This is a genomic window from Caballeronia sp. M1242, assembly GCF_017220215.1.
GTDB lineage: Bacteria > Pseudomonadota > Gammaproteobacteria > Burkholderiales > Burkholderiaceae > Caballeronia.
The window spans coordinates 61,369-82,793 of the sequence record NZ_CP071129.1 but is presented as its reverse complement, the minus strand read 5'-3'; the positions used below and the strand labels follow the sequence as shown (position 1 = coordinate 82,793).

Annotated in this window: 16 protein-coding genes; 10 read left to right on the top strand and 6 right to left on the bottom strand. The window is 65.4% G+C overall.

Translation table 11 applies throughout. The features are described from left to right. Nucleotides 1-10: 10 nt before the first annotated feature. Nucleotides 11-898: an alpha/beta fold hydrolase gene (locus JYK05_RS00355; RefSeq protein ID WP_206467344.1), complete on the bottom strand. Its 888-nt coding sequence runs from the start codon at nt 896-898 to the stop codon at nt 11-13. 221 nt (nt 899-1,119) lie between these two features. Here JYK05_RS00355 and JYK05_RS00350 point away from each other — a divergent pair, with 221 nt between their 5' ends. Continuing rightward, complete coding sequence (locus tag JYK05_RS00350; RefSeq protein ID WP_206467343.1) at nt 1,120-2,082, top strand: nitronate monooxygenase family protein; 963 nt, start codon at nt 1,120-1,122, stop codon at nt 2,080-2,082. A 77-nt stretch (nt 2,083-2,159) separates the two neighbouring features. Here the strand turns inward: JYK05_RS00350 and JYK05_RS00345 are convergent, their stop codons facing one another. Both JYK05_RS00345 and JYK05_RS00340 read right to left on the bottom strand, forming a co-directional pair. Further along, a complete protein-coding gene (locus JYK05_RS00345; protein WP_206467342.1) occupies nt 2,160-3,263 on the bottom strand; it encodes a porin in 1,104 nt (367 codons plus the stop codon). A 517-nt stretch (nt 3,264-3,780) separates the two neighbouring features. Next, complete coding sequence (locus JYK05_RS00340; RefSeq protein ID WP_175938971.1) at nt 3,781-4,149, bottom strand: hypothetical protein; 369 nt, start codon at nt 4,147-4,149, stop codon at nt 3,781-3,783. Between the two features lie 473 nt (nt 4,150-4,622). Between JYK05_RS00340 and JYK05_RS00335 the strand changes: the two genes are divergently transcribed. The 7 genes from JYK05_RS00335 to JYK05_RS00305 all read left to right on the top strand — a co-directional run bounded on the left by JYK05_RS00335 (nt 4,623) and on the right by JYK05_RS00305 (nt 11,451). Next, nucleotides 4,623-5,642 carry a bile acid:sodium symporter family protein gene (locus JYK05_RS00335; RefSeq protein WP_206467341.1) on the top strand — a complete coding sequence of 340 codons (1,020 nt, stop codon included), beginning with the start codon at nt 4,623-4,625 and terminating at the stop codon, nt 5,640-5,642. Between the two features lie 408 nt (nt 5,643-6,050). Continuing rightward, complete coding sequence (locus tag JYK05_RS00330; RefSeq protein ID WP_206467340.1) at nt 6,051-6,833, top strand: PIG-L deacetylase family protein; 783 nt, start codon at nt 6,051-6,053, stop codon at nt 6,831-6,833. Between the two features lie 790 nt (nt 6,834-7,623). Continuing rightward, complete coding sequence (locus tag JYK05_RS00325) at nt 7,624-8,643, top strand: LacI family DNA-binding transcriptional regulator (RefSeq protein WP_206467339.1); 1,020 nt, start codon at nt 7,624-7,626, stop codon at nt 8,641-8,643. Between the two features lie 2 nt (nt 8,644-8,645). Beyond that, complete coding sequence (locus JYK05_RS00320) at nt 8,646-9,902, top strand: AGE family epimerase/isomerase (RefSeq protein WP_371826425.1); 1,257 nt, start codon at nt 8,646-8,648, stop codon at nt 9,900-9,902. A gap of 5 nt (nt 9,903-9,907) precedes the next feature. After that, nucleotides 9,908-10,819: a carbohydrate kinase gene (locus JYK05_RS00315; protein ID WP_206467337.1), complete on the top strand. Its 912-nt coding sequence runs from the start codon at nt 9,908-9,910 to the stop codon at nt 10,817-10,819. A gap of 115 nt (nt 10,820-10,934) precedes the next feature. After that, complete coding sequence (locus tag JYK05_RS00310) at nt 10,935-11,156, top strand: hypothetical protein (protein ID WP_159837620.1); 222 nt, start codon at nt 10,935-10,937, stop codon at nt 11,154-11,156. Nucleotides 11,157-11,205: 49 nt separating this feature from the next. Next, entirely contained in the window at nt 11,206-11,451 is a 246-nt protein-coding gene (locus JYK05_RS00305; protein ID WP_175938958.1) for a hypothetical protein, read from the top strand. Between the two features lie 8 nt (nt 11,452-11,459). On the opposite strand, the gene JYK05_RS00300 is transcribed toward JYK05_RS00305, so the two are convergent. Beyond that, nucleotides 11,460-12,098 carry a glutathione S-transferase family protein gene (locus tag JYK05_RS00300; protein ID WP_206467336.1) on the bottom strand — a complete coding sequence of 213 codons (639 nt, stop codon included), beginning with the start codon at nt 12,096-12,098 and terminating at the stop codon, nt 11,460-11,462. Nucleotides 12,099-12,354: 256 nt separating this feature from the next. Here JYK05_RS00300 and JYK05_RS00295 point away from each other — a divergent pair, with 256 nt between their 5' ends. Continuing rightward, complete coding sequence (locus tag JYK05_RS00295) at nt 12,355-15,933, top strand: indolepyruvate ferredoxin oxidoreductase family protein (RefSeq protein WP_206467335.1); 3,579 nt, start codon at nt 12,355-12,357, stop codon at nt 15,931-15,933. A gap of 6 nt (nt 15,934-15,939) precedes the next feature. On the opposite strand, the gene JYK05_RS00290 is transcribed toward JYK05_RS00295, so the two are convergent. Next, a complete protein-coding gene (locus JYK05_RS00290; protein ID WP_206468169.1) occupies nt 15,940-17,259 on the bottom strand; it encodes an EAL domain-containing protein in 1,320 nt (439 codons plus the stop codon). A 318-nt stretch (nt 17,260-17,577) separates the two neighbouring features. On the opposite strand from JYK05_RS00290, the gene JYK05_RS00285 reads away from it, so the two are divergent. Next, nucleotides 17,578-19,245 carry a Na+/H+ antiporter gene (locus tag JYK05_RS00285; protein ID WP_206467334.1) on the top strand — a complete coding sequence of 556 codons (1,668 nt, stop codon included), beginning with the start codon at nt 17,578-17,580 and terminating at the stop codon, nt 19,243-19,245. Nucleotides 19,246-19,278: 33 nt separating this feature from the next. Here the strand turns inward: JYK05_RS00285 and JYK05_RS00280 are convergent, their stop codons facing one another. Further along, a complete protein-coding gene (locus JYK05_RS00280; RefSeq protein ID WP_175938951.1) occupies nt 19,279-20,580 on the bottom strand; it encodes a solute carrier family 23 protein in 1,302 nt (433 codons plus the stop codon). Between the last annotated feature and the right edge of the window lie 845 nt (nt 20,581-21,425).

Below are 21,425 nucleotides of genomic sequence, written 5' to 3'. Positions count from 1 at the left end.
CGCTTCGTCGTCAAGCCGTGGTGTCGAAGAACGCGAGCATCTCCTCGATCAACGCATCCGGCTGCTCCTCAGGAATGTAATGCCCGCACGGCAGCGCGCGGCCGCTCACGTCGCGGGCCACGCGCCGCCATTCGGCGAGCGCGTCGAAGCATCGCTCGATCACGCCCTCCGCGCCCCACAGCACGCGCAACGGACACGCGATCTTGAGCCCGCGCTCGCGGTCGGCGCGATCGTGTTCCAGGTCGATGCTCGCGGACGCGCGATAGTCCTCGCACATCGCGTAGACCGCGCCCGGCTGCGCGAGCGCATCGCGGTAGGCCTGCAACGCATGCGGCGCAAATGGCGCGAGGCCCGCGTGACGATTGCCCATCACGCGGTCGATATATGCGTTCGGATTGCCGCCGATCAGCACTTCCGGCAGCGGCGACGGCTGAATCAGCAGGAACCAGTGGAAATACGCGGTCGCGAACTCGCGGTCGGTCGCTTCGTACATCGCGAGCGTCGGCGCGATGTCGAGCAGCATCAGTCGATCGACAGCATCCGGAAAATCCATCGCCATGCGATGCGCGACGCGCGCGCCGCGATCGTGCGCGCACACGAGAAAATGCTCGTAGCCGAAGTGCCGCATGACGGCGACCTGATCGGCGGCCATCGCGCGCTTTGAATACGGCGTGTGCTGATCGTCGCTCTCGGGTTTCGCCGACGCGCCGTAGCCGCGCAGATCCGTCGCGATCACCGTGAAGTGGCGCGCGAGAACGTCGGCGCATTTGTGCCAGATCTCGTGCGTCTGCGGATGGCCGTGCAGGAGCAAAAGCGGCGGACCGCTGCCGCCCTTCACGCCCGCAATCGCGACGCCCGCGGCGTCGACGCTAAACGGCTCGTAGCCTGCGAAAGACATGGTGCGTTCTTGTTGTCGGTGTGCAGGTCATTGTAGGCGTGGCGCTTCGAATGCTCACTCGACGAACGCCTGAATTGCCTGAAAACCGAGGATTCACTCGGATTTGCCCGGACCCGTAGCAAGCTCGCGCTGCCTATAATCGAACGATCGTTCCTATCCATCGCTTCGAGGCATGCTTACGCTAGCGTCGAAACGAGATGACACATCAGGAGACTCGTCTCATGGCCCTTCCCGCCGTCCTGCAGAATCTCGCGCTTCCCGTCATCGGCTCGCCGATGTTCATCGTCAGTTACCCTGAACTCGTGCTCGCGCAATGCAAGGCGGGTATCGTCGGATCGTTCCCCGCGCTGAACGCGCGGCCCGCCGAATTGCTCGACGAATGGCTCACGCAGATTCAGGCATCGCTCGCCGAGCACAAGGCGGCGAATCCCGATGCGGTTGTGGGACCGATCGCGGTGAATCAGATCGTGCATCAGTCCAACGCGCGGCTCGAACATGACGTGCGCGTGTGCGTCGAGCACAAGGTGCCGATCTTCATCACGAGCCTGCGGGCGCCGGTGAAAGAGATGATTGACGCCGTGCATTCGTATGGCGGCATCGTGCTACATGACGTCATCAATCTGCGCCACGCGCAAAAGGCGCTCGAAGCAGGCGTCGACGGGCTGATTCTCGTGGCGGCCGGCGCGGGCGGGCACGCGGGCACCACGTCGCCGTTCGCGCTCGTCGGCGAAGTGCGGCGCATTTTCGATGGACCGATCGTGCTGTCGGGATCGATCGCCAACGGCGGCTCGATTCTCGCTGCGCAGGCGATGGGCGCGGACCTCGCCTACATGGGGACGCGCTTCATCGCGACGCGCGAGGCGCATGCGCTCGACAGCTACAAGCAGGCGATCGTCGATTCGACCGCGGCGGACATCATCTACACGAATCTCTTCACGGGCGTGCACGGCAACTACATTCGCCGGAGCATCGTAAACGCGGGGCTCGATCCGGACGCGCTGCCCGAATCCGACAAGACCGCGATGAATTTCGGGGATGGATCGAGCAAGGCGAAGGCGTGGAAGGACATCTGGGGCGCGGGCCAGGGCGTCGGCCTGATGCACGATACGCCGAGCGTCGCCGAACTGGTCGCGCGGCTGAAAGAGGAGTACGAGGAGGCGAAAAGGCGGCTGGCGATTCGTTGATTCTCCGCTTTTGGCGTCTGCAGAAAAAAACACCGCGCACTCGGCGCGGTGTTTTCTTTTGCGGCTCGGCGCTTCGCTCAGAACTTCGCGCGGATGCCGACGCCGAACGTGTCGCCCGAGGACATGCCTGTGTACTTGTCGTTCAAGTACGCGGCATAGACGTCGGTGCGCTTCGAGAGCGGATAGTCGTAGCCGACTGCCCAGCTCTTGTGCGTCTGATCGAGACCGCCGTTGCTGCGCGAGTACGCGTACGACGCCATCACCGTGCCGGGGCCGACCGGCACCGTCACGCCGCCCTGCCCCGTGTTGACATGGAACGAGGTCGGTTCGATATCGTTCTTCGTATACATGTACTGCGCGAAGAACTTCACGTACTTCATGTCAAACGACGCGCCCAGTTGCCCGACGCTCTGGCTCTTGAAGCCGGGAATCGTGAAGGCATTGGACGTCGGCAGATCGCCCGGCGTGTTGTTGAAGTTCACGTACTGATACACGCCGGTCGCCGCGAACGGGCCGTGGAAGTACAAGAACTGCGCGCTGTACTTCTTCGAGCGGTTGTCGCCGGCGCTGTTGCCGAACGCGTACATCGCGCTGCCGGAGAGGCCGTTGAAGTCAGGCGTCGTGTACTGCACGGCGTTGTTCCAGCCGGAGTCGCCCGTCACGCCCTGATCCGTCGTGTAGGTCGGGAACGTGCCCTGGCCGAGGAACACGTGAGCGACCATTGGCGAGAACACGTACGAGTCGACGAACGGGTTGAACAGAATCGTCGAGACGAAGAGCTGCGTGGTCAGGCGGCCAGCGGTGAACGTACCGATCGGGCCTTGAATGCCGACATACGAGTTGCGGGCGAAGAACGTGTCGCCGTCAAAGCGGCCGTAGCGACCGTTCTGCGCGCGGAAGAAGCTCTCGAGCGTGAAGATCGCCTTGTAGCCGTTGCCCAGGTCTTCGGCGCCTTTCATGCCCCAGTACGACGTCGACATGCCGCCGCCGCTGACGTTCCACGCGCGCTGGCCGCCGGGGAACTTCGTGGCGCCGACCCATTCGTCGACCTGGCCATACAGCGACACGCTCGATTGCGCGTGAGCGGCGCCCGCGGCGAAAAAACCGATCATCGCGGCGACTGCGGTGGCCCTGACCGCCGCTTTCAGCGTGTTGCGCGGCGCACGGTTGACGGTTGGCATCTTGAACTCTCCTGTCTTTGTCGAAAATTAAAAGCGTGGCGGGCGAGAAACGTGGCGCTCGCCTCGTCTGACCGGCCTAATGGGCTTCTGACGAGAGGCATCGCGTGTGGAGCGGCACCATCTTTACGGACCATTTCTCCGGTCAAAAATCTTTATCGTTATTGCGGGTATAGCGTTTCGAGTACTCCGTCATGCGAGCGTCGATCGCGACGCTCATGCTTTTCGCGCGCCGCCCGCATCTCACCGCTGCGAACCACGCGATGCGACTCACCGGAAAGCAGGCGCGGCGCGCCTTCCGACGCGATGAAAGGAGTTTCGAAACAAAGGGAAGCCGCGCAATGAGCCGAAGGCCGCATTGTCCTTGCGCGGAAAAAAGAGGGGAACGTCTGACAGGAAAAGTGACGCCTTATTGTGGCGAGATTACGTCACCGTGACATGCGGGCTGGACGCGCTAATTGTTTTTCGTTAACTGGGCGAAGGATGGTGTCGCGCGATTAGGAGACGCGAGTTGGACCGCTCAGTTGCGGAAGTTCGATGCGGCAGGCGCGCGGCCGTCGTCCGATGGGCGGCCCTGCGGACGGGGCACGTTGCGTTCTTCGTTATAGCGTGTGATGTCCGCGCGGATGGAGCCTGTGCCGTGAAACGCCGTGGCTTGCTCGCCACGAGGCGTCGGGCGCATCTCGGCGCTCACGGGTGTGAGCCCTTCCTTGGCGGCGATCGGCGTGGCATGCAGCGACTGGCGGCTCGCGGCCGAATCCTCGAACACGGCCGACGACAACCACTCGACGCGCGGCCCGGCGAGCGCGAGCGATCCCGCCGCCGCGAGCGCGATGAGCGCGGTGGAAGCGAGAAACCGAGTCGTCTTGCGAAAGCCTGTGGGCGCCATGTCAGAACTGCCTGCATCCAGCACGAGAATTCATCCGTTCAACCGGAACCTAGCCGTCGAAGGAAGCGCGAGCCGTCATCGATGCCGGCGAACAGCCATCGATGTGAACAATGAGCGCATCGCCCGACCAGCGCATCCAATAATTTATTAACCTTCGCGCGAGCCGTCGAGCCAAAAAGTGTTAGGCCCGCGCGATGGTTGTAACACCATGTTACGTCAGAGTTTTTTCGCTTCGAGGTCCTTATTTGCGCGCTGATTCTTAGGACGATTGCATCGTCTTCTGCGGGCACGCGGGGTCTGAAATTTGCTGTGCGACGGGACGACTCCCGCTCGCTCTCATGCGAAAGGGGAATCAATCGATCCAAGAAATGAATTTGCCAATTCAATCGACCGCAGGCGAAAATCATGGTTTTCCCTGACGCGACGCTAGCCAGACGAAACGGCCCGGCGCGCCCGAGTGCGAGACCTCTTAGATGGCACGGCCCAAACTCCTTCCTGACAACTTCACGCTTGCGTTAATCGGCACCGTCATCATCGCCAGTTTGCTGCCGTGCCGCGGCACTGCGGCGGTCGCCTTCAACTGGATCACCGACATCGCCATCGGGCTGCTGTTCTTCCTGCACGGCGCGAAACTCTCCCGCGAGGCGATCGTCGCCGGCGCGACGCACTGGCGTCTGCACTTGCTCGTGCTGCTCAGTACCTTCGTGATGTTTCCGCTGCTCGCCGTCGCGCTGAAGCCTGTGCTGAGTCCGCTCGTCACACCCGCGCTCTACACCGGCATCCTGTTTCTCTGCACGTTGCCGTCCACGGTGCAGTCCTCCATCGCGTTCACTTCGATGGCGAAAGGCAACGTGCCGGCCGCCGTGTGCAGCGCGTCGGCCTCCAGCCTGCTCGGGATTTTCATCACGCCCGCGCTCGTCGGCCTGCTTGTGAGCAATCACGGCGCGACTACCGGCTCGCCGTGGCACACCGTCGGCAATATCGTGCTGCAACTGCTCGTGCCGTTCATTGCCGGCCAATTGCTGCGTCCGGCCATCGGCAAATGGGTGGACCGTCACAAGCCGGTGCTGAAGTTCGTCGATCAGGGCTCCATTCTGCTGGTCGTCTACGTCGCTTTCAGCGAAGCGGTGAACGAAGGCATCTGGCATTCGATTCCTGTCTCGGCGCTGGCGGGCCTGCTCGTCGTGAACATTCTTCTGCTCGCCGCTGCGCTCTTCATTACGGCGTTCAGCGCGAAACGGCTGGGCTTCAGCCGCGCGGACCAGATCACCATCATCTTCTGCGGCTCGAAGAAGAGTCTCGCGTCCGGCATTCCGATGGCGAAGGTCATCTTCGCTTCCCACGCCGTGGGCGCGGTGGTACTGCCGTTGATGCTCTTCCATCAGATCCAGTTGATGGTCTGCGCCGTACTGGCGCAGCGCTGGGGCTCGCGCAGGACGGCCGCCGAGCCTGCGCGCGAAGGCAAAACCGTCGGGGCGCCCGCCCGCCGCTGATCGCTGCATCGTCTTTCTCCGCTTTCCGTCTAGGCCGCCCCGTGCGGCCTTTTTGTCATTTGAGCCGATGCGTCTTTCGACGTCGACTCAGCCGAACGGCATAGGAAAAACAACCTGCTCGCCGGCAGCATCACGCAACAGTCCGATGCCCGAAGTCCGGCGCTTTTGCCTATGCCATTCGGCCGAGTGTGAATCGGGTACATGACTTGCCACACTGCGGTCATAACTCGCACAGGCGAGAACGGGGAAAGCCATGAACTGCACATCACTCATCCATGAATCTCTGCTAGAAGAAGCCGCTCATTGCGGCGATCCGGCACGGCGCGTTGGCGCGCGGCCGGGGTCTGTCCGCGCGTCACATGCTGCCGGCTCGGTCAAGCTGCGCGCGAAGGGATAGGAGCGCATTGCATGGCTACGCTGAAATCTGGCGTTTCGCCGTCGCAACAGGACGAGCCTTCCGCGCATGGCACGCCGGAAGCGATGTGGCAAAGGTGGGGCCGTCTCGGCGCCTTGCCGGAAGTGCATTCGAGCGATCTCGTGCCGCCCGGCGCGCGGGCGGTCGTTCTGGCGCCGCATCCTGACGCGGAAGTTCTGGGCACCGGTGGATTGCTCGCGCAGCTATCGGAGACGAGCAGGAACCTGTTGATCGTCGCAGTTACGGACGGCACTGCCAGCCACCCGAATTCGACCGAATGGACGCCGGAGCGCCTCGCCGCCGTCCGTCCGATGGAAACGCGCGAGGCCTTGCAGCGGCTGCATCTGCGAAACGTGCAGGTGGCAAGGCTCGGCCTGCAACACGGCAGCGCGCAGGACATGGAGCCGGGCTTGTCCGGTTATCTCGCCAGCCACTTGCGCCCGGACGACATCGTCTTCGCAACCTGGCGTTACGACGGCCATCCGGATCACGAAGCGGTGGGCCGCGCCGCGTTTTCAGCCGCGACCGCGCTCGGCCTGCCATTCGTGGAAGTGCCGCTTTGCACCTGGGACTGGGCGTCGCCGGACGATACCCGCGTACCCTGGAGCCGCGCCCGCAAGATCGTGCTGGACGATGCAACGCTTGCGCGCAAGCTGCGAGCCGTGCAGGCTTTCCGCAGCCAGATCGAACCGGACACGGCGACAGGACAGGCGGCGGTGCTACCGGAACATGTGCTGGCGCGGCTGACGCGGCCTTATGAGGTCGTGCTCATCTGAACGGCGCGTGACGGTGCGGGGTTGCGCGAGTCGGGCATTTCGAGCTAACGCGACGGATCAGGGCACAGGCAGCGCCGCTTTCGACGGCAAGCTCGAGATCGCGGCATTCGCTCAATCCGGGCGTGGCTAGCGGCCAATGCTGACCAGCGAGCGAGCCTTACGCAGCCCGCTCGAAGCGAACGCGGCGCCGACGCAGGCGACGGTTTCGCCGGCATTTGCCTGCGGCTTGCGCAAGCTATGAACTCGTATTGGTCTGAACGCGCACGACGATGCCGCGTTGCTCGCGAACGAACCGCCGCGAGGAACGTGCAGGCGCCCGGCGTGCAGGCACTGTCGGATGCCGCTACAAGTCCGCGGTCGCGTCCGTTCGTTCGTACAGCCAAGTCATGATGGCGACTAATGCGGCTTGCAAGTTAAGTCCGAGACGACCGCGCGTCACGATGCTGTCTCGCCGGCGAATCAGACATGACGAGCGAACGCGCAGCGCAGAGCACGTCATCGCTGCGGCGTACCGCCGAAAGCTCGATTAAGGAGCACGGCAGGCCGACGCGGGCCGCGCGCGACGGTGCCGACCGGCAAGCGCACCGCACGCCGCGCCACTCGGCTCTACGGCCAAACACGTTGGTCCTTTTACTAAACAACCGCTTCAACCCCAAGCGCCTATCCTGCAAGCCTTAGTGGTTTCCTCTAAGCGCTCCCGCACGCGTCCCGCTGCACTTTTACTATACAATCCGCCCCCACAAGCGCCGCATATGCCGCGCGCTCTCGCCTCATCATAGAGAACAACACGATGGCCACTACCATCCGCGATGTCGCACGCGCGGCGAGCGTCTCCATCGGGACGGTTTCGCGTGCGCTCAAGAACCAGCCGGGTTTGTCGGAGGCCACGCGCGTGCGCGTCGTCGAAGTCGCGCAACGTCTCGGCTACGATTCGGCGCAGCTGCGCACGCGCATTCGTCGCGTGACCTTTCTGCTGCATCGGCAGCACAACAATTTCGCCGTCAGCCCGTTCTTCTCGCAAGTGCTGCACGGCTTCGAAGAAGCATGCCGCGAGCGTCGTCTCGTGCCGTCCGTGCTCACCGCCGGACCGACGCAAGACCTCGCGCAGCAAATGCGGCTGCATGCGCCGGACGCCATCGCGGTCGCGGGCTTCGTCGAACCCGAGCTGCTCGCGCATCTCCAGTCGCTCGCGCGGCCCATCGTGCTTATCGACTTGCGCGCGCCCGGCTTTCGTTCAGTCGACATTGACAACGCGAAGGGCGCGGCGCTCGCCATGCAGCATCTGTTCTCGCTCGGACGGCGGCGTGTCGCGTTCATCGGCGGGTCGCTTGCGCATCACAGTATCGCGCAGCGGGCGCTCGGCTATCGCAAAGCGTATTTCGACGCGGGCCTGCTCTTCGATCCGACACTGGAAATCACCGCGCAGGCCGGCGTGCCCGCCGATGTCGCCGCGGCCGACGCGATGGAGCGCCTGATCGCCGAGACGCGCGCAAGATCGAGTCCGCTGCCCGACGCGGTTTTCGCCTATAACGATGCAGCGGCCCTCGCGGCCATGCGCGTCTGTCTCGCGCACGGTTTGCGCGTGCCGGAGGACATCGCGTTCGTCGGTTTCGACGACATTCCCGCCGCCGCTCACAGCGCGCCGCCGCTCTCGACGGTCGCCGTGGACAAGGAAGCACTCGGGCGGCGAGGCGTCGAGTTGCTGCTCGACGATCATTCGACCTCGCCGGATCAGGCCGACTCGCTGATGAGCGTGGAATTCATCGCCCGCGCGAGTTCGGGCGCGAAAGAGGAGATCCGCACGCCATGAACATGACCGCTTCAGCCGCCGTCGCCGCCGCCGTTTCGGGCGAAGCGCCGGAAGGTGGAATCGACTTCCGCAGCCGCGACTTCCTGCTTTCGCACGTCCGCGACACGCTGGCCTTCTACGCGCCGACCGGCCGCGATCCGTCCGGCGGCTTCTTCCACTTCTTCAAGGACGACGGTAGCGTCTACGACCGCACGACGCGCCATCTCGTCAGCAGCACGCGTTTCGTCTTCAACTACGCGATGGCGTATCGCCACTTCGGCGATGCGCAATTCCTCGACGACGCCCGCCACGCGTTCCGATTCCTGCGCGACGCGCACTGGGACGCCGCAAACGAAGGCTACGACTGGGAAATCGAGTGGCGCGACGGCCAGAAACGCACGCTCGACGGCACGCGGCATTGCTACGGGATGGCGTTCGTGCTGCTCGCGTGCGCGCATGCGGCGATGGCGGGCATCGACGAAGCGCGGCCCATGATCGACGAAACGTTCGCGCTCATGGAACGCCGCTTCTGGGACGCCGAAGCCGGTCTGTACGCAGACGAAGCCACGCCCGACTGGCAGCTTTCGGACTACCGCGGGCAGAACGCGAACATGCACGCGACCGAAGCCTTGCTCGCCGCGTACGAGGCGACCGGACACGTGCTCTACCTCGACCGCGCCGAGAAGATTGCGGGCAACATCACGCTGCGGCAGGCGCGGCTGTCGAATGGCCTCGTGTGGGAGCATTTTCACCGCGACTGGTCGGTGGACTGGCATTACAACGAATCGGACAGCTCGAACATCTTCCGGCCGTGGGGCTTTCAGGCGGGGCATCAGACCGAATGGGCGAAGCTGCTGCTCATTCTGGAACGGCATCGCGCGCTGCCGTGGCTCGCGCCGCGCGCCATCGAACTGTTCGACGCGGGCTTTTCCCGCGCCTGGGACGACCGGCACGGCGGCCTGTACTACGGCTTCGGCCCCGACGACAGCATCTGCGACCACGACAAGTACTTTTGGGTGCAGGCCGAGAGCTTCGCGGCGGCGGCGCTCCTCGGCGCGCGAACCGGCAGCGAACGCTTCTGGGACTGCTACGACGAACTCTGGCGCTATAGCTGGGCGCATTTCGTCGATCATCGCTACGGCGCGTGGTATCGCATACTGACCTGCGACAACCGCAAATACGGCGACGAAAAGAGTCCCGCCGGCAAGACCGACTACCACACGATGGGCGCGTGCTACGAAGTGCTGAACGCGCTCGCCTCGCCGCACAACTCACGGTAAGCACGATGGCAACCGATCACACCACTTTTCCGCAGTTCGTCTCGGCCGGCGACATCCTCACTGACCTGATCCGCACCGGCGAGTCCAGCTGGCTGTCGCGTCCGGGCGGCGCGGGCTGGAACGTCGCGCGCGCCGTCGCCCGGCTCGGCCTGCCGACCGCGTGCGCAGGCTCGCTCGGCACCGACAATTTCTCCGACGAGCTCTGGCAGGCGAGCGTCGCCGCGGGCCTCGACATGCGCTTCATGCAGCGCGTCGAGCGTCCGCCGTTGCTCGCCATCGTCCACAAGACGCAGCCGCCGACCTACTACTTCATGGGCGAAAACGGCGCGGATCTCGCCTTCGATCCCGAGAAGCTGCCGCAAGGGTGGATGGAGCGCGTGAAGTGGGCGCACTTCGGCTGCATTAGCCTCGTGCGCCAGCCGCTCGGCGCGACGCTCGCCGCGCTCGCCGCGAAACTGCGCGAGCACGGCGTGAAGATCAGCTTCGATCCGAACTACCGCAACCTGATGGAGCACGGCTACGAGCCGATCCTGCGCAACATGGCGGGCCTCGCCGATCTCATCAAGGTGTCGGACGAAGACCTGCAGATGCTGTTTCGCGGCATTCCCGAGGAAGACGCGCTCGCGCAACTGCGCGCGATGAACCCGCAAGCCACCGTGCTCGTCACGCGGGGCTCGTCGGAGGCGACGCTCTATGCCGGCGATGAAGCGTTCAACGCGCGTCCGCCGGTCATCGAGGTGGCGGATACGGTCGGCGCAGGCGATGCGTCCATCGGCGGGCTGCTCTATAGCCTGATGGCGCGTCACGGCGGCTGGCCCGAGCATCTGAAGTTCGCGCTCGCGGCGGGCGCGGCGGCGTGCCGTCATTCGGGCGCGCATTCGCCGTCGCTCGACGAGGTCGAGGAATTGCTCGACTAAAGACTCAAACGCGGACTCGAGCGCAGATTCCGGCGCGCCGCGGTCACACGCGGCGCATGACCGCGTGCTAGCATGAATTTCATGCTTAAGTCCTTGGGCCAGAGGCGAATCCATCATGGAAGACACGACCTACACGAAAGGCATTTACACCGCGACGATCGGCGTGCGCGCCATCGACGGCGGCAAGTTCCAGGGGCTCGTCTCCCTCTCGCGCGACGACGGCGAGCAGCCCGACGCGACGCTCTACGAAGTGGAAGCGGCATCGGAGAACGAGCACGAAGCACTCGACGAAGCGCGGGCGCTTGCGCACCGCATCCTCGGGGAAATCGAACTGTAGCTGGCAGAAAGACGGCGCTATCGCGCCGTCCACTGCATCGGAGGGCGACATGCCGGACCAGGTCTTCCTATATGGCGTCTATTCCATTCACGTGCGGCCGATCGAGCTTCAGGGCCCGCGCTGGGACGCCGAGTACGAGATTCGCCATCTGGACAAAGCCGTGCAGGACTGGAAGACGGTCGGCGGCGACGACGGGCTCCCGACATCGCACGAAGCCATTCAGCTTGCGCACCTGCGCGCGGTCGCGGACATCGACGCCGGCGCGGGCATTCCGAAACCCCGCGCGTTCCCCTGACTCTCCGCTCAATCCACCGGCATTTTCGGGTGCGGCCTGAGTCCGAGGCGCTCGGCCTCGCGATGATCGATCGCGGCCGCGCGCTCGTAGCCTTCGCGCGCCACCGCCCGTTCGACGTAATCGAAGAGCACGCCTTGCGGCTCGATCAGCCTCGCGACGAACGCAATCTGCAACGTGCTCGCGAGCAGGATGTCGGCGGCGGTGAACGGCTCGCCGAGCAGCCACGGCCCTTCTTCGAGCGCGCTTTCGATCGCATGCTCCACCCGCGCGAGATCGCCCCAGCCGAAGCTGAAGGTGTTGCCCTGCGCGCCGGTCATGCGCTCGGCCATCGCCGGTTCCAGGCATGAGCCGGTGAAGAACATCCATTGCAGGAACCGGCCGCGCGCCGGGTCCGAAAGCGGCGCGCCCAGACGCGCCTCCGGAAAGCGGTCGGCCAGATAGAGCAGAACCGCGCCGGATTCGGCCACGCGCACGCCGCCGTCGTCGAGCGCGGGGAGCTTCGACATCGGATTGACGCGGCTGAACGCGGCTTCGTTCTGCGCGCCCGCCCGGATATTCACGAACGCCAATTCATACGGCTCGCGCAGTTCTTCGAGCATCCACAGCGCGCGAAACGCGCGCGTCTTCGGCCAGTAGAAGAGTTTCATCGGCGTCGGCCTTCTCTCGTTTTTCGGAGCGTTCAGGTTAGTCCCAATCAGCGCCGCCACGCGAGCCTCACGGCTGCGGGTTTACGCCGACGCGCGCCCGGATCGAGCAGATTTCTCCCGTTTATCCCGAAAAAGCCTGCATGGCTTCTCAACGTCTGCCGAATTGCAGCGAGTGCGAAAAAACATTCCGCTTTCGGTGACAAAAAATGACGTATCGCCTCACAGACCCGCCTCACATACAAAGAACGAGACAACCATGAACGCACGCGTCCCCGCCGATGCCCTGTCGCCTCGCCTCAACGAACCCGCGCTGTCCGACTACCAACTCGCCGACAACCTGAGCGCCACGGGCGGCCGAATCTTCCTGACGGGCACGCAGGCGCTGGTGCGTCTCGTGTTGATGCAGCGCGCGCTCGACCGCGCCGCGCATCTCAACACCGCCGGCTTTATCAGCGGCTATCGCGGCTCGCCGCTCGGCATGGTGGATCAACAACTGTGGAAGGCGAAAAAGCTGCTCGCGTCGCATGACGTGCGCTTTCTCCCCGCGATCAACGAAGAACTCGGCGGCACCGCCGTGCTCGGCACGCAGCGCGTGGAGAGCGACCCGGAGCGCACCGTCGATGGCGTCTTTGCGATGTGGTACGGCAAAGGTCCGGGCGTGGACCGCGCGGGCGATGCGCTCAAGCACGGCAACGCGTACGGCTCGTCGCCGCACGGCGGCGTGCTCGTGGTGGCGGGCGACGACCACGGCTGCGTCTCGTCGTCGATGCCGCATCAGAGCGATCAGGCGATGATCGCGTGGCATATGCCGGTGGTGAATCCGTCGAACGTGGCGGACATGCTCGAATTCGGGCTGTACGGCTGGGCGCTCTCGCGCTTCTCGGGCGCGTGGGTCGGCTTCAAGGCCATTTCCGAGACGGTCGAATCCGGCTCGACCGTCGATCTCGACGCGTTGAAGACCGACTGGACCGCGCCCGATGGCTTCACGCCGCCGCCGGGCGGGCTGCATAACCGCTGGCCGGATTTGCCGAGTCTCACCATCGAAGCGCGCCTGCACGCGAAGCTCGACGCCGTGCGCCACTTCGCGCGGACGAACAGCATCGACAAGTGGATCGCGCCGAGTCCGCGGGCGAACGTCGGCATCGTGACGTGCGGCAAGGCGCATCTCGATCTGATGGAGGCGCTGCGCCGCCTCGAACTCACGGTTGACGATCTCGACGCCGCCGGCGTGCGCATCTACAAGGTCGGGCTGTCGTTTCCGCTCGAAACCACGCGGCTGGATACCTTCGTCGAAGGGCTCGCGGAAGTGCTCGTGATCGAGGAGAAAGGGCCGGTCGTCGAGCAGCAGATCAAGGATCATCTGTACAACCGCGCTCAAGGCGCGCGGCCGGTCGTGATCGGCAAGACGACGCAGGACGGCGCGCCGCTGCTCTCCGCGCTCGGCGAGTTGCGGCCTTCGCGCGTGCTGCCGGTGTTCGCGCAATGGCTCGCCCGCCACAAGCCGGCGCTCGACCGCCGCGACAAAGTGGTCGATCTCGTCGCGCCGCAAATTCTGTCGAATATCGCCGATGCCGTGAAGCGCACGCCCTACTTCTGCTCGGGCTGCCCGCACAACACGTCGACGAAAGTGCCGGAAGGCTCGGTCGCGCAGGCGGGCATCGGCTGTCACTTCATGGCGTCGTGGATGGAGCGCGACACCACCGGCCTCATCCAGATGGGCGGCGAAGGCGTGGACTGGGCCTCGCACGCGATGTTCACGAAGACGCCGCACGTCTTCCAGAATCTCGGCGACGGCACGTACTTTCACTCGGGCATTCTCGCGATCCGTCAGGCGGTGGCCGCGAAAGCCAACATCACGTACAAGATTCTCTATAACGATGCCGTCGCGATGACGGGCGGCCAGCCGGTGGATGGCAGCATTTCCGTGCCGCAGATCGCGCGGCAAGTGGAGGCGGAAGGCATCGCGCTGCTGGTGGTCGTGAGCGACGAACCCGAGAAGTACGAAGGCCACGAGGACCAGTTCCCGCGCGGCACGACCTTCCATCACCGCAGCGAACTGGATGCCGTGCAGCGCCGCCTGCGCGAAACGGCCGGCGTGACCGTGCTCATCTACGACCAGACGTGCGCCGCCGAGAAGCGCCGCCGCCGCAAGAAGGGCGAGTTTCCCGATCCGGACAAGCGCCTTTTCATCAACGAAGCCGTGTGCGAAGGCTGCGGCGATTGCGGCGTGCAGTCGAATTGTCTTTCCGTCGAGCCGGTGGAAACGGAACTGGGACGCAAGCGCCGCATCGATCAGTCGTCGTGCAACAAGGACTATTCGTGCGTCAACGGCTTCTGCCCGAGCTTCGTCACGCTGGAAGGCGCGAAGCTGAAGAAAGCCGACGGCCACGCATTCGATCCCGCCGAACTCGCGCGCCGCGTCGATGCGCTGCCGCCGCCGCGCGCGCATCTCGATCACGCGCCGTACGACATGCTGGTGACGGGCGTCGGCGGCACAGGCGTCGTCACGGTCGGCGCGCTTATCAGCATGGCGGCGCATCTGGAGGGCAAGAGCGCGTCGGTGCTCGATTTCATGGGCTTCGCGCAGAAAGGCGGCTCGGTGCTGTCGTTCGTGCGCGTGGCGAGCGAGGACGCGCTGCTCAACCAGGTGCGCATCGACACCCAGCAGGCCGACTTGCTGCTCGCGTGCGATATGGTCGTGGGCGCCAGTCCCGAAGCGTTGCAAACGGTGCGGCATGACCGGACGAAGATCGTCGTCAACACGCACGCCATTCCGAACGCGAGCTTCGTGCAGAATCCGGACGCGAATCTGCACGCCGACGCGCTCCTCGACAAGATGCGCCACGCGGCCGGCGCCGGTGCCGCCGATGCCTTGTACACCTGCGACGCGCAAGCGCTCGCGACGCGCTTTCTCGGCGATACCATCGGCGCGAATATCGTGATGCTCGGCTTTGCGTGGCAACTCGGCCTCGTGCCGGTGTCGCACGGCGCGTTGATGCGCGCGCTGGAACTGAACAATGTCGCGGTTGCCGCGAACAAGCTGGCGTTTGCTATCGGACGGCTCGCGGCGGCGGATATGAATGCGCTTGAATCGCTGGCATCCTCAGCGCAACAGAAGCGCGTCGCGATGGCGGACATGCCGCTTGCCGACCTCATCCGCGATCGCGAGGAGCGCTTGCTCGCGTATGGCGGCGCGAAGTACGTCGAGCGATATCGTTCGCTGATCGCGCAGGCATCGGCTAATGAAGACGTGAAGCGCGCCGTCGCGATCACGTTCTACAAGCTGCTCGCGGTGAAGGACGAATACGAGGTCGCGCGCCTGCACGCGGACCCGGCGTTCCGCGCCGCGCTCGCCGCGCAGTTCGAAGGCGCGCCCGGCGACGCTTACACCGTGAAGTTCAACCTCGCGCCGCCGGCTTTGTCGCACGGCGCGCCGAAGAAGAAAACCTTCGGCCAGTGGATGTGGCCGGTGCTCGGCGGCTTGTCGAAGCTGCGCGCGCTGCGCGGCACGGCGCTCGATCCGTTCGGCAGAACGCTCGAACGCCGCATGGAGCGCCAGCTCGCGAAGGACTACGAAACCACGATGCAGCGCGCGCTCGCGAAACTCGACGCCGGCAACGCAAAGGACGTGGCGGCGCTCGCCGAGCTCTTCGAGCGCGTGCGCGGCTACGGTCACGTCAAGCTCGCGAATCTCGCGATGGTCAAGCGCAGCGAGCGCGAACTCGTCGCGCGGCTCGGCATCGAAGCGGCGACGGGCGATGCCGTGCGCGCGTCCATCGAAGCGATGAAAGGCGCGTCGTCGCTGAAGGGCATTCCGGTCGTCGTCGCGAAGTGAGCGACGTCAGTCGGCGTCGTCGTCCGGCAGCCAGTCGATGTCGCCGCACAGCACGCAGCGCTTACCGCCGGAGCGCGTCTCGACCGAGAGCGTCACGCACGGCATCGCCTCGTTGATCGACAGATACGGCTTCGTCACATGCACGCGCTCGGGGTCGCCGAGCGCCGCGCGAAAGTACGGACGACGCAGCCAGTTCGCGCCCTGCGCATCAACGAGCGGCAGGAAGCGCGCTTCGTGCGCGGCGCGGTCGGCGCGCAGCACGACATTGCGTCCCGACTGCCGGCCGTTCTGATCGAGCAGAAAGCAGCGCGCGGCGTGATCGAGCGCGAGGAAGTTCCAGCACACCTCGTCGAGCGGTTCGCCCGCCGCGAGCCGCTCCGCCGCGCGCTCGAACGCGCGCACGTATGGCTGAAGCCGCGTCGCGACGCGCCGCTCGCGCGCTTCGGTCTGCAAGCGATACCGCTCCGTCAATTCGCCGATGATGTTCTGCGCATGCACGCCGTCCGCGAGCCCCGGATGCGGCCGCGCGAAGAAAAAGCCCTGCACGAAGTCCGCGCCGCTCGCGAGCGCAAGCTGCGCCTCGTGCTCGGTTTCGACGCCTTCGATCAGCACGAGCTTGCCCGCCTCGTGCAGCAGCGAGACGATGCCCGACAGCACCGCTTCCATATTGCGACGCTGCTTGCGCGTGCGCTCCGACAGCGGCGCATGCACGTTGTGGCCGGCGTGCGACAGCATCACGCGGTCGAGTTTGACGATATCCGGATCGAGTTGCCAGATCCGTTCGATGTTCGTATGTCCCGCGCCGAAGTCGTCAAGCGCGATCAAAAAGCCGTGCTCGCGGAACTGCTGCACCGCCTGCGCGAGACGCTCGATGTCCCCGGCGCTCTGCTCCAGCACTTCGAGCACGACGCGGCGCGGCTCGATGTGCAGCCGCTTCAGATTGGCGAGCAGCGCAGCCGCGTGATACGGCTCGGTCAGCGCGCCGGGATGCACGTTGAGGAACAACCATTCGTCCTGCGCGCCGAGCATCTTGAAGTTCTCGAGATGCAGCGCTTGCGCGAGACGGTCGATCTGCAACGCTTCGCCGACGCGCGACGCCTGCGCGAACACATCGACCGGCGGCACCGGGCGGTCGAGCGCGTCGTGCGCGCGCAGAAGTCCTTCGTAGCCGACCGCGCGCATGTGCGACAGGCTGAACACCGGCTGGAACACGCTGGAGAGCGTCCACTCGCCGTGCTCGACCGAATAGCGGTCCAAGCCCGACATCACGCCGAGCTCGAAGCTGCGCGCGGAGAGCGTCGTCTTTTCGGGATTGGCGATCACCATGTGGATGCCCCCGCGCGCGCGCCGCGCGCTTCCTGCTCCGGCCCCGCGCCGGTCCCGCCCGATACCGTTTTCATAAGAACCGCCCTCGATGATCTCGTCGGGAGTCTCGCGTCCCGTGGGTGTCGATAAAGCAAGGTCCATGCGCGCGATGCCGCCGCCTTTGTCGGGCGTTTGCAGGTTTCATGCACCGCCAACGGGCGGACAACGCATGCATGTGCACCGCGCGGGTGCGTCGCGCAAAATGCCGTGGATGAAGCGTCGGGCTACACTCTCGCGTCGTCTCGAAAATAAACGGACGCCTGCGCGTTCGCATCCGGCATGGAAATCGTCTTCACCGTTCTCATCCTGCTGATGATCGTGGCGCTGTCCGGCGTCGGTCTCAGCCTGCTGCCGGTCAAGCTGCCGCTGCCGCTCATTCAGATCGCCATCGGCGCGATGCTCGCGTGGCCCGGCTTCCGGCTGCATGTCACGTTCGATCCCGAACTGTTCATGCTGCTGTTCATCCCGCCGCTGCTGTTCGCCGACGGCTGGCGCATACCGAAACGCGAGCTGTATCTCGCGCGCCGCGCCGTTCTCATGCTGGCGCTCGGGCTCGTGTTCATCACCGTGGGCGCGCTCGGCTACTTCCTGCACTGGATGATTCCGGCGATGCCGCTTCCCGTCGCCTTCGCGCTCGCGGCCGTGCTCTCGCCGACCGATGCCGTCGCGCTCACGGGCATCGCCGGGCGCAACCGCATTCCGGCGAACCTCATGCATATTCTGGAAGGCGAAGCGTTGATGAACGACGCGTCGGGTCTCGTCGCGCTGAAGTTCGCGATCGCGGCCGCGCTGACCGGCGTGTTTTCGCTGCACGAGGCAGCCATCAGCTTCGTCGTGATCTCGGTGGGCGGCCTCGCGATCGGCGCGGCGATCAGCTGGATCGTCACCGAGATTCCGGCGCGCGTGCTCAAGTTTTCCGAAGACGACGATCCCGCCGCGGGCGTCATCCTGACCGTGCTGATTCCGTTCGCCGCCTATGTGATCTCGGAGCGCGCGGGCTGCTCGGGCATTCTCGCGGCCGTTTCCGCCGGGATGATGATGAACATTCAAAGCCTGCGCGCGACCATTCCGAGCGCCGTGCGCGTGCGCATGACGAGCACGTGGACGATGATCGAGTTCGTGTTCAACGGCATGGTGTTCATTCTGCTCGGCTTGCAGTTGCCGCACATCATCGGGCGCGCGCTGATCGAGGCGCATCAGGACGGCAACGCGCAAGTCGGCCTCCTGATCGGCTATGTGATCGCGACGGTGCTCGCGCTCTACGCGCTGCGCTTCGTGTGGGTGTATTGCCTGCGCTGGGTCGCGAGCCGCAGCGCGGCGAAGGTCGGTATCGAAAGCGCCGCGCCCGGCTTGCGGACGCTCACGCTGACGACGATCGGCGGCGTGCGCGGCGCGGTGACGCTCGCGGGCGTGCTCTCGCTGCCGGTCACGCTCGACAACGGCGCGGCGCTCGCGGGGCGCGATCTGGCGATTTTCATCGCGTCGGCGGTGATTCTGGCTTCGCTTTTGATTGCGGTCGTCGGCTTGCCGGTGGTGCTGCGCGGCGCGAAGCGCGAGCGCAATCCGCACGCGGCGGAGGAGCGGCTGGCGCGTCGGCGCGCGGCGCAGGCGGCGATCCGCGCCATCGACGAAACGCACGCGCTGCTCACCGACGACATGGACGAAGCTGCGTCGGCCCGCTGCGCGGATTCGACGGCGCGCGTGATGGACACGTACCGGCTGCGGCTGGAATCGCTCGGCGACGAGGAAGCGCCGCGCGTGGCGGCGAGACGAAGCGAGATCGTGGAAACGCGGCTCAGAATGGCGGCCCTGCGGGCCGAGCGCGCGGAAGTGCTGCGGCTGAGAACGGATCAGGCGATCAACGATGAGACGCTGAACAAGCTGATGCGGGAGATTGATCTTTCGGAGACGGCGATCGTGAATCGTAAGCGGGGGATGACGGCCTAAAGGGGGGGCGGCGTGGCCGCACCCCAGCAAACATCAAACGACACCCGCCCCGCGCCGCCGCAAAATCGCGTAGAAAATGATCGCGCCGAACGTCGCCGTGCCGATGCCACCGAGCGCGAAACCGCCGAGCTTCAGCGTGAAATCGCCTGCGCCGAGCACGAGCGTCACTGCCGCGACGATCAGATTGCGGTTATCCGAGAAGTCCACCTTGTTGACGACCCAGATGCGCGCGCCCGTCACCGCGATCAGCCCGAACACGACGATCGACACGCCGCCGAGCACCGGGCCGGGAATCGTCTGGATCAGCGCGCCGAACTTCGGCGAAAAGCCGAGCACGATGGCGAAGAGCGCCGCGATCACGAACACGAGCGTCGAGTAGATCTTGGTGACTGCCATCACGCCGATGTTTTCCGCGTAGGTCGTCACGCCCGTGCCGCCGGCAAAGCCCGAGACGATAGTGGCAAGCCCGTCGCCGATGAACGCGCGGCCGATGTACTTGTCGAGACTGCGTCCGGTCATCGCGCCGACCGCCTTGATGTGGCCGAGATTTTCCGCGACGAGAATGATCGCGATGGGCGCGAGCAGCGTCATGGCCTGCGGCTGGAAGACCGGCGCGGTGAAGTGCGGCAGGCCGAACCACGCGGCGTTCGAGACGATGCCGAAGTCGATCGGCTTGCCCATGCCCATGCCGTTGGTCAGCACCGCGTAGATGATGTACGCAATGGCGAGGCCGATCAGAATGAGCAGCCGCTGCGCCATGCCGCGCGCGAACACCGCGACGCCGCCGACGCACAGCACGGTGACGAGCGCCATCCACGAATCGAAGTTGCTGCCGCTCACGCCTTTCACGGCGATCGGCGCGAGATTCAGCCCGATCACGCAGACGATCGAGCCGGTGACGACGGGCGGCATCAGCGCTTCGATCCAGCGTGTGCCGACTGCCGCGACGATCGCGCCGATGACCGCATACGCCACGCCGCACGCGATGATGCCGCCGAGCGCGACCGGAATGTTGGGGTTCGCGCCGTGCCCGGAGTAGCCCGTGACCGCGATCACGAGCCCGATGAACGCGAAGCTGGAGCCGAGATAGCTCGGCACGCGTCCGCCTACGAGCACGAAAAACAGCAGCGTGCCGATGCCGGACATGAAGATGCAGAGATTCGGATCGAAGCCCATCAGGAGCGGCGCGAGCACGGTGGAGCCGAACATCGCGACGACGTGCTGAATGCCCATCGCGATCATTTGCGGCCAGGGCAGGCGCTCGTCAGGCCCGACGACGCGCCCGCCTTCGGCATTCGGCTGCTCGGGCCAGCGCGGGAAATAGGAATCGGACATGGGCAGCTCTCCTTCTCGGCGATGATGCGCCGGCCACGCGGCGCGCTTGATTCTTCGGACAGGCGCGAGTGTACGGAGTGGGCCGAACCGAGGCAAGCGAGCCGAAAATCGGTGTTGCTTATGCGATGTTGGGCGCGGTTTCGCGGGGGTTGGGGTTGCGTGGGCGCTGTCGCGTGGTGTTGCGGGCTTAGTCGCCGGCGAATCGGCGACGGAGGTGGGCCTTGCCGCACGCCTACACGCAACGTTGCCTGCGCGATCGGCGAACGCTGTTTTGCAGCGGCATTCGCTTGATGCGACGACGCGTGAACCCGCCACCGGCTTGCAGGCGAATCCGAACCCTTATGCGGGCGCCTGCACGCGACGTTGCCCGCGTAATCGGCGCGCGCTGTTCAAGCGGCGTTCGCTCGATGCGACGACGCACGAACCGACACCGGCCTGAGGGCGAATCCGAACGTTTCCGCGCGCCTACGGGCGATGCTGCCTGCGCGATCGGCGGGCGCTTCTTCAGGCGGCGTTCGGTTGATGCGACGACGCGCGAACCGGCGACGTCCTGCGGGCGGAGACAGACCTTCTCGCGCGCCTACACGCGACGTTGCCTGCGCGATCGGCGGGCGATTCTTCAAGCGGCGTTCGCTCGATGCGACGACGCGCGAACCGGCACCGGTTTGCGGGCGAACGCGAACCTTTCTGCGCGAACCGACACCGGCTTGCGGGCGAACGCGAACCATCGGCGCGCACCTACACGCGACGTTGCCTGCGCGATCGGCGGGCGCTTTTTCAATCGGCATTCGCTCGACGCGAAGACGCCCGAACCGCCACCAGCCCGCGCAAGCCCTGCCTCCGCC

What these genes read in the sequence shown, in the direction of transcription:
- JYK05_RS00355 (WP_206467344.1), bottom strand. Translation starts at nt 898, where the DNA reads ATGTCTTTCGCAGGCTACGAGCCGTTTAGCGTCGACGCCGCGGGCGTC.
- JYK05_RS00350 (WP_206467343.1), top strand. Translation starts at nt 1,120, where the DNA reads ATGGCCCTTCCCGCCGTCCTGCAGAATCTCGCGCTTCCCGTCATCGGC.
- JYK05_RS00345 (WP_206467342.1), bottom strand. Translation starts at nt 3,263, where the DNA reads ATGCCAACCGTCAACCGTGCGCCGCGCAACACGCTGAAAGCGGCGGTC.
- JYK05_RS00340 (WP_175938971.1), bottom strand. Translation starts at nt 4,149, where the DNA reads ATGGCGCCCACAGGCTTTCGCAAGACGACTCGGTTTCTCGCTTCCACC.
- JYK05_RS00335 (WP_206467341.1), top strand. Translation starts at nt 4,623, where the DNA reads ATGGCACGGCCCAAACTCCTTCCTGACAACTTCACGCTTGCGTTAATC.
- JYK05_RS00330 (WP_206467340.1), top strand. Translation starts at nt 6,051, where the DNA reads ATGGCTACGCTGAAATCTGGCGTTTCGCCGTCGCAACAGGACGAGCCT.
- JYK05_RS00325 (WP_206467339.1), top strand. Translation starts at nt 7,624, where the DNA reads ATGGCCACTACCATCCGCGATGTCGCACGCGCGGCGAGCGTCTCCATC.
- JYK05_RS00320 (WP_371826425.1), top strand. Translation starts at nt 8,646, where the DNA reads ATGACCGCTTCAGCCGCCGTCGCCGCCGCCGTTTCGGGCGAAGCGCCG.
- JYK05_RS00315 (WP_206467337.1), top strand. Translation starts at nt 9,908, where the DNA reads ATGGCAACCGATCACACCACTTTTCCGCAGTTCGTCTCGGCCGGCGAC.
- JYK05_RS00310 (WP_159837620.1), top strand. Translation starts at nt 10,935, where the DNA reads ATGGAAGACACGACCTACACGAAAGGCATTTACACCGCGACGATCGGC.
- JYK05_RS00305 (WP_175938958.1), top strand. Translation starts at nt 11,206, where the DNA reads ATGCCGGACCAGGTCTTCCTATATGGCGTCTATTCCATTCACGTGCGG.
- JYK05_RS00300 (WP_206467336.1), bottom strand. Translation starts at nt 12,098, where the DNA reads ATGAAACTCTTCTACTGGCCGAAGACGCGCGCGTTTCGCGCGCTGTGG.
- JYK05_RS00295 (WP_206467335.1), top strand. Translation starts at nt 12,355, where the DNA reads ATGAACGCACGCGTCCCCGCCGATGCCCTGTCGCCTCGCCTCAACGAA.
- JYK05_RS00290 (WP_206468169.1), bottom strand. Translation starts at nt 17,259, where the DNA reads ATGGTGATCGCCAATCCCGAAAAGACGACGCTCTCCGCGCGCAGCTTC.
- JYK05_RS00285 (WP_206467334.1), top strand. Translation starts at nt 17,578, where the DNA reads ATGGAAATCGTCTTCACCGTTCTCATCCTGCTGATGATCGTGGCGCTG.
- JYK05_RS00280 (WP_175938951.1), bottom strand. Translation starts at nt 20,580, where the DNA reads ATGTCCGATTCCTATTTCCCGCGCTGGCCCGAGCAGCCGAATGCCGAA.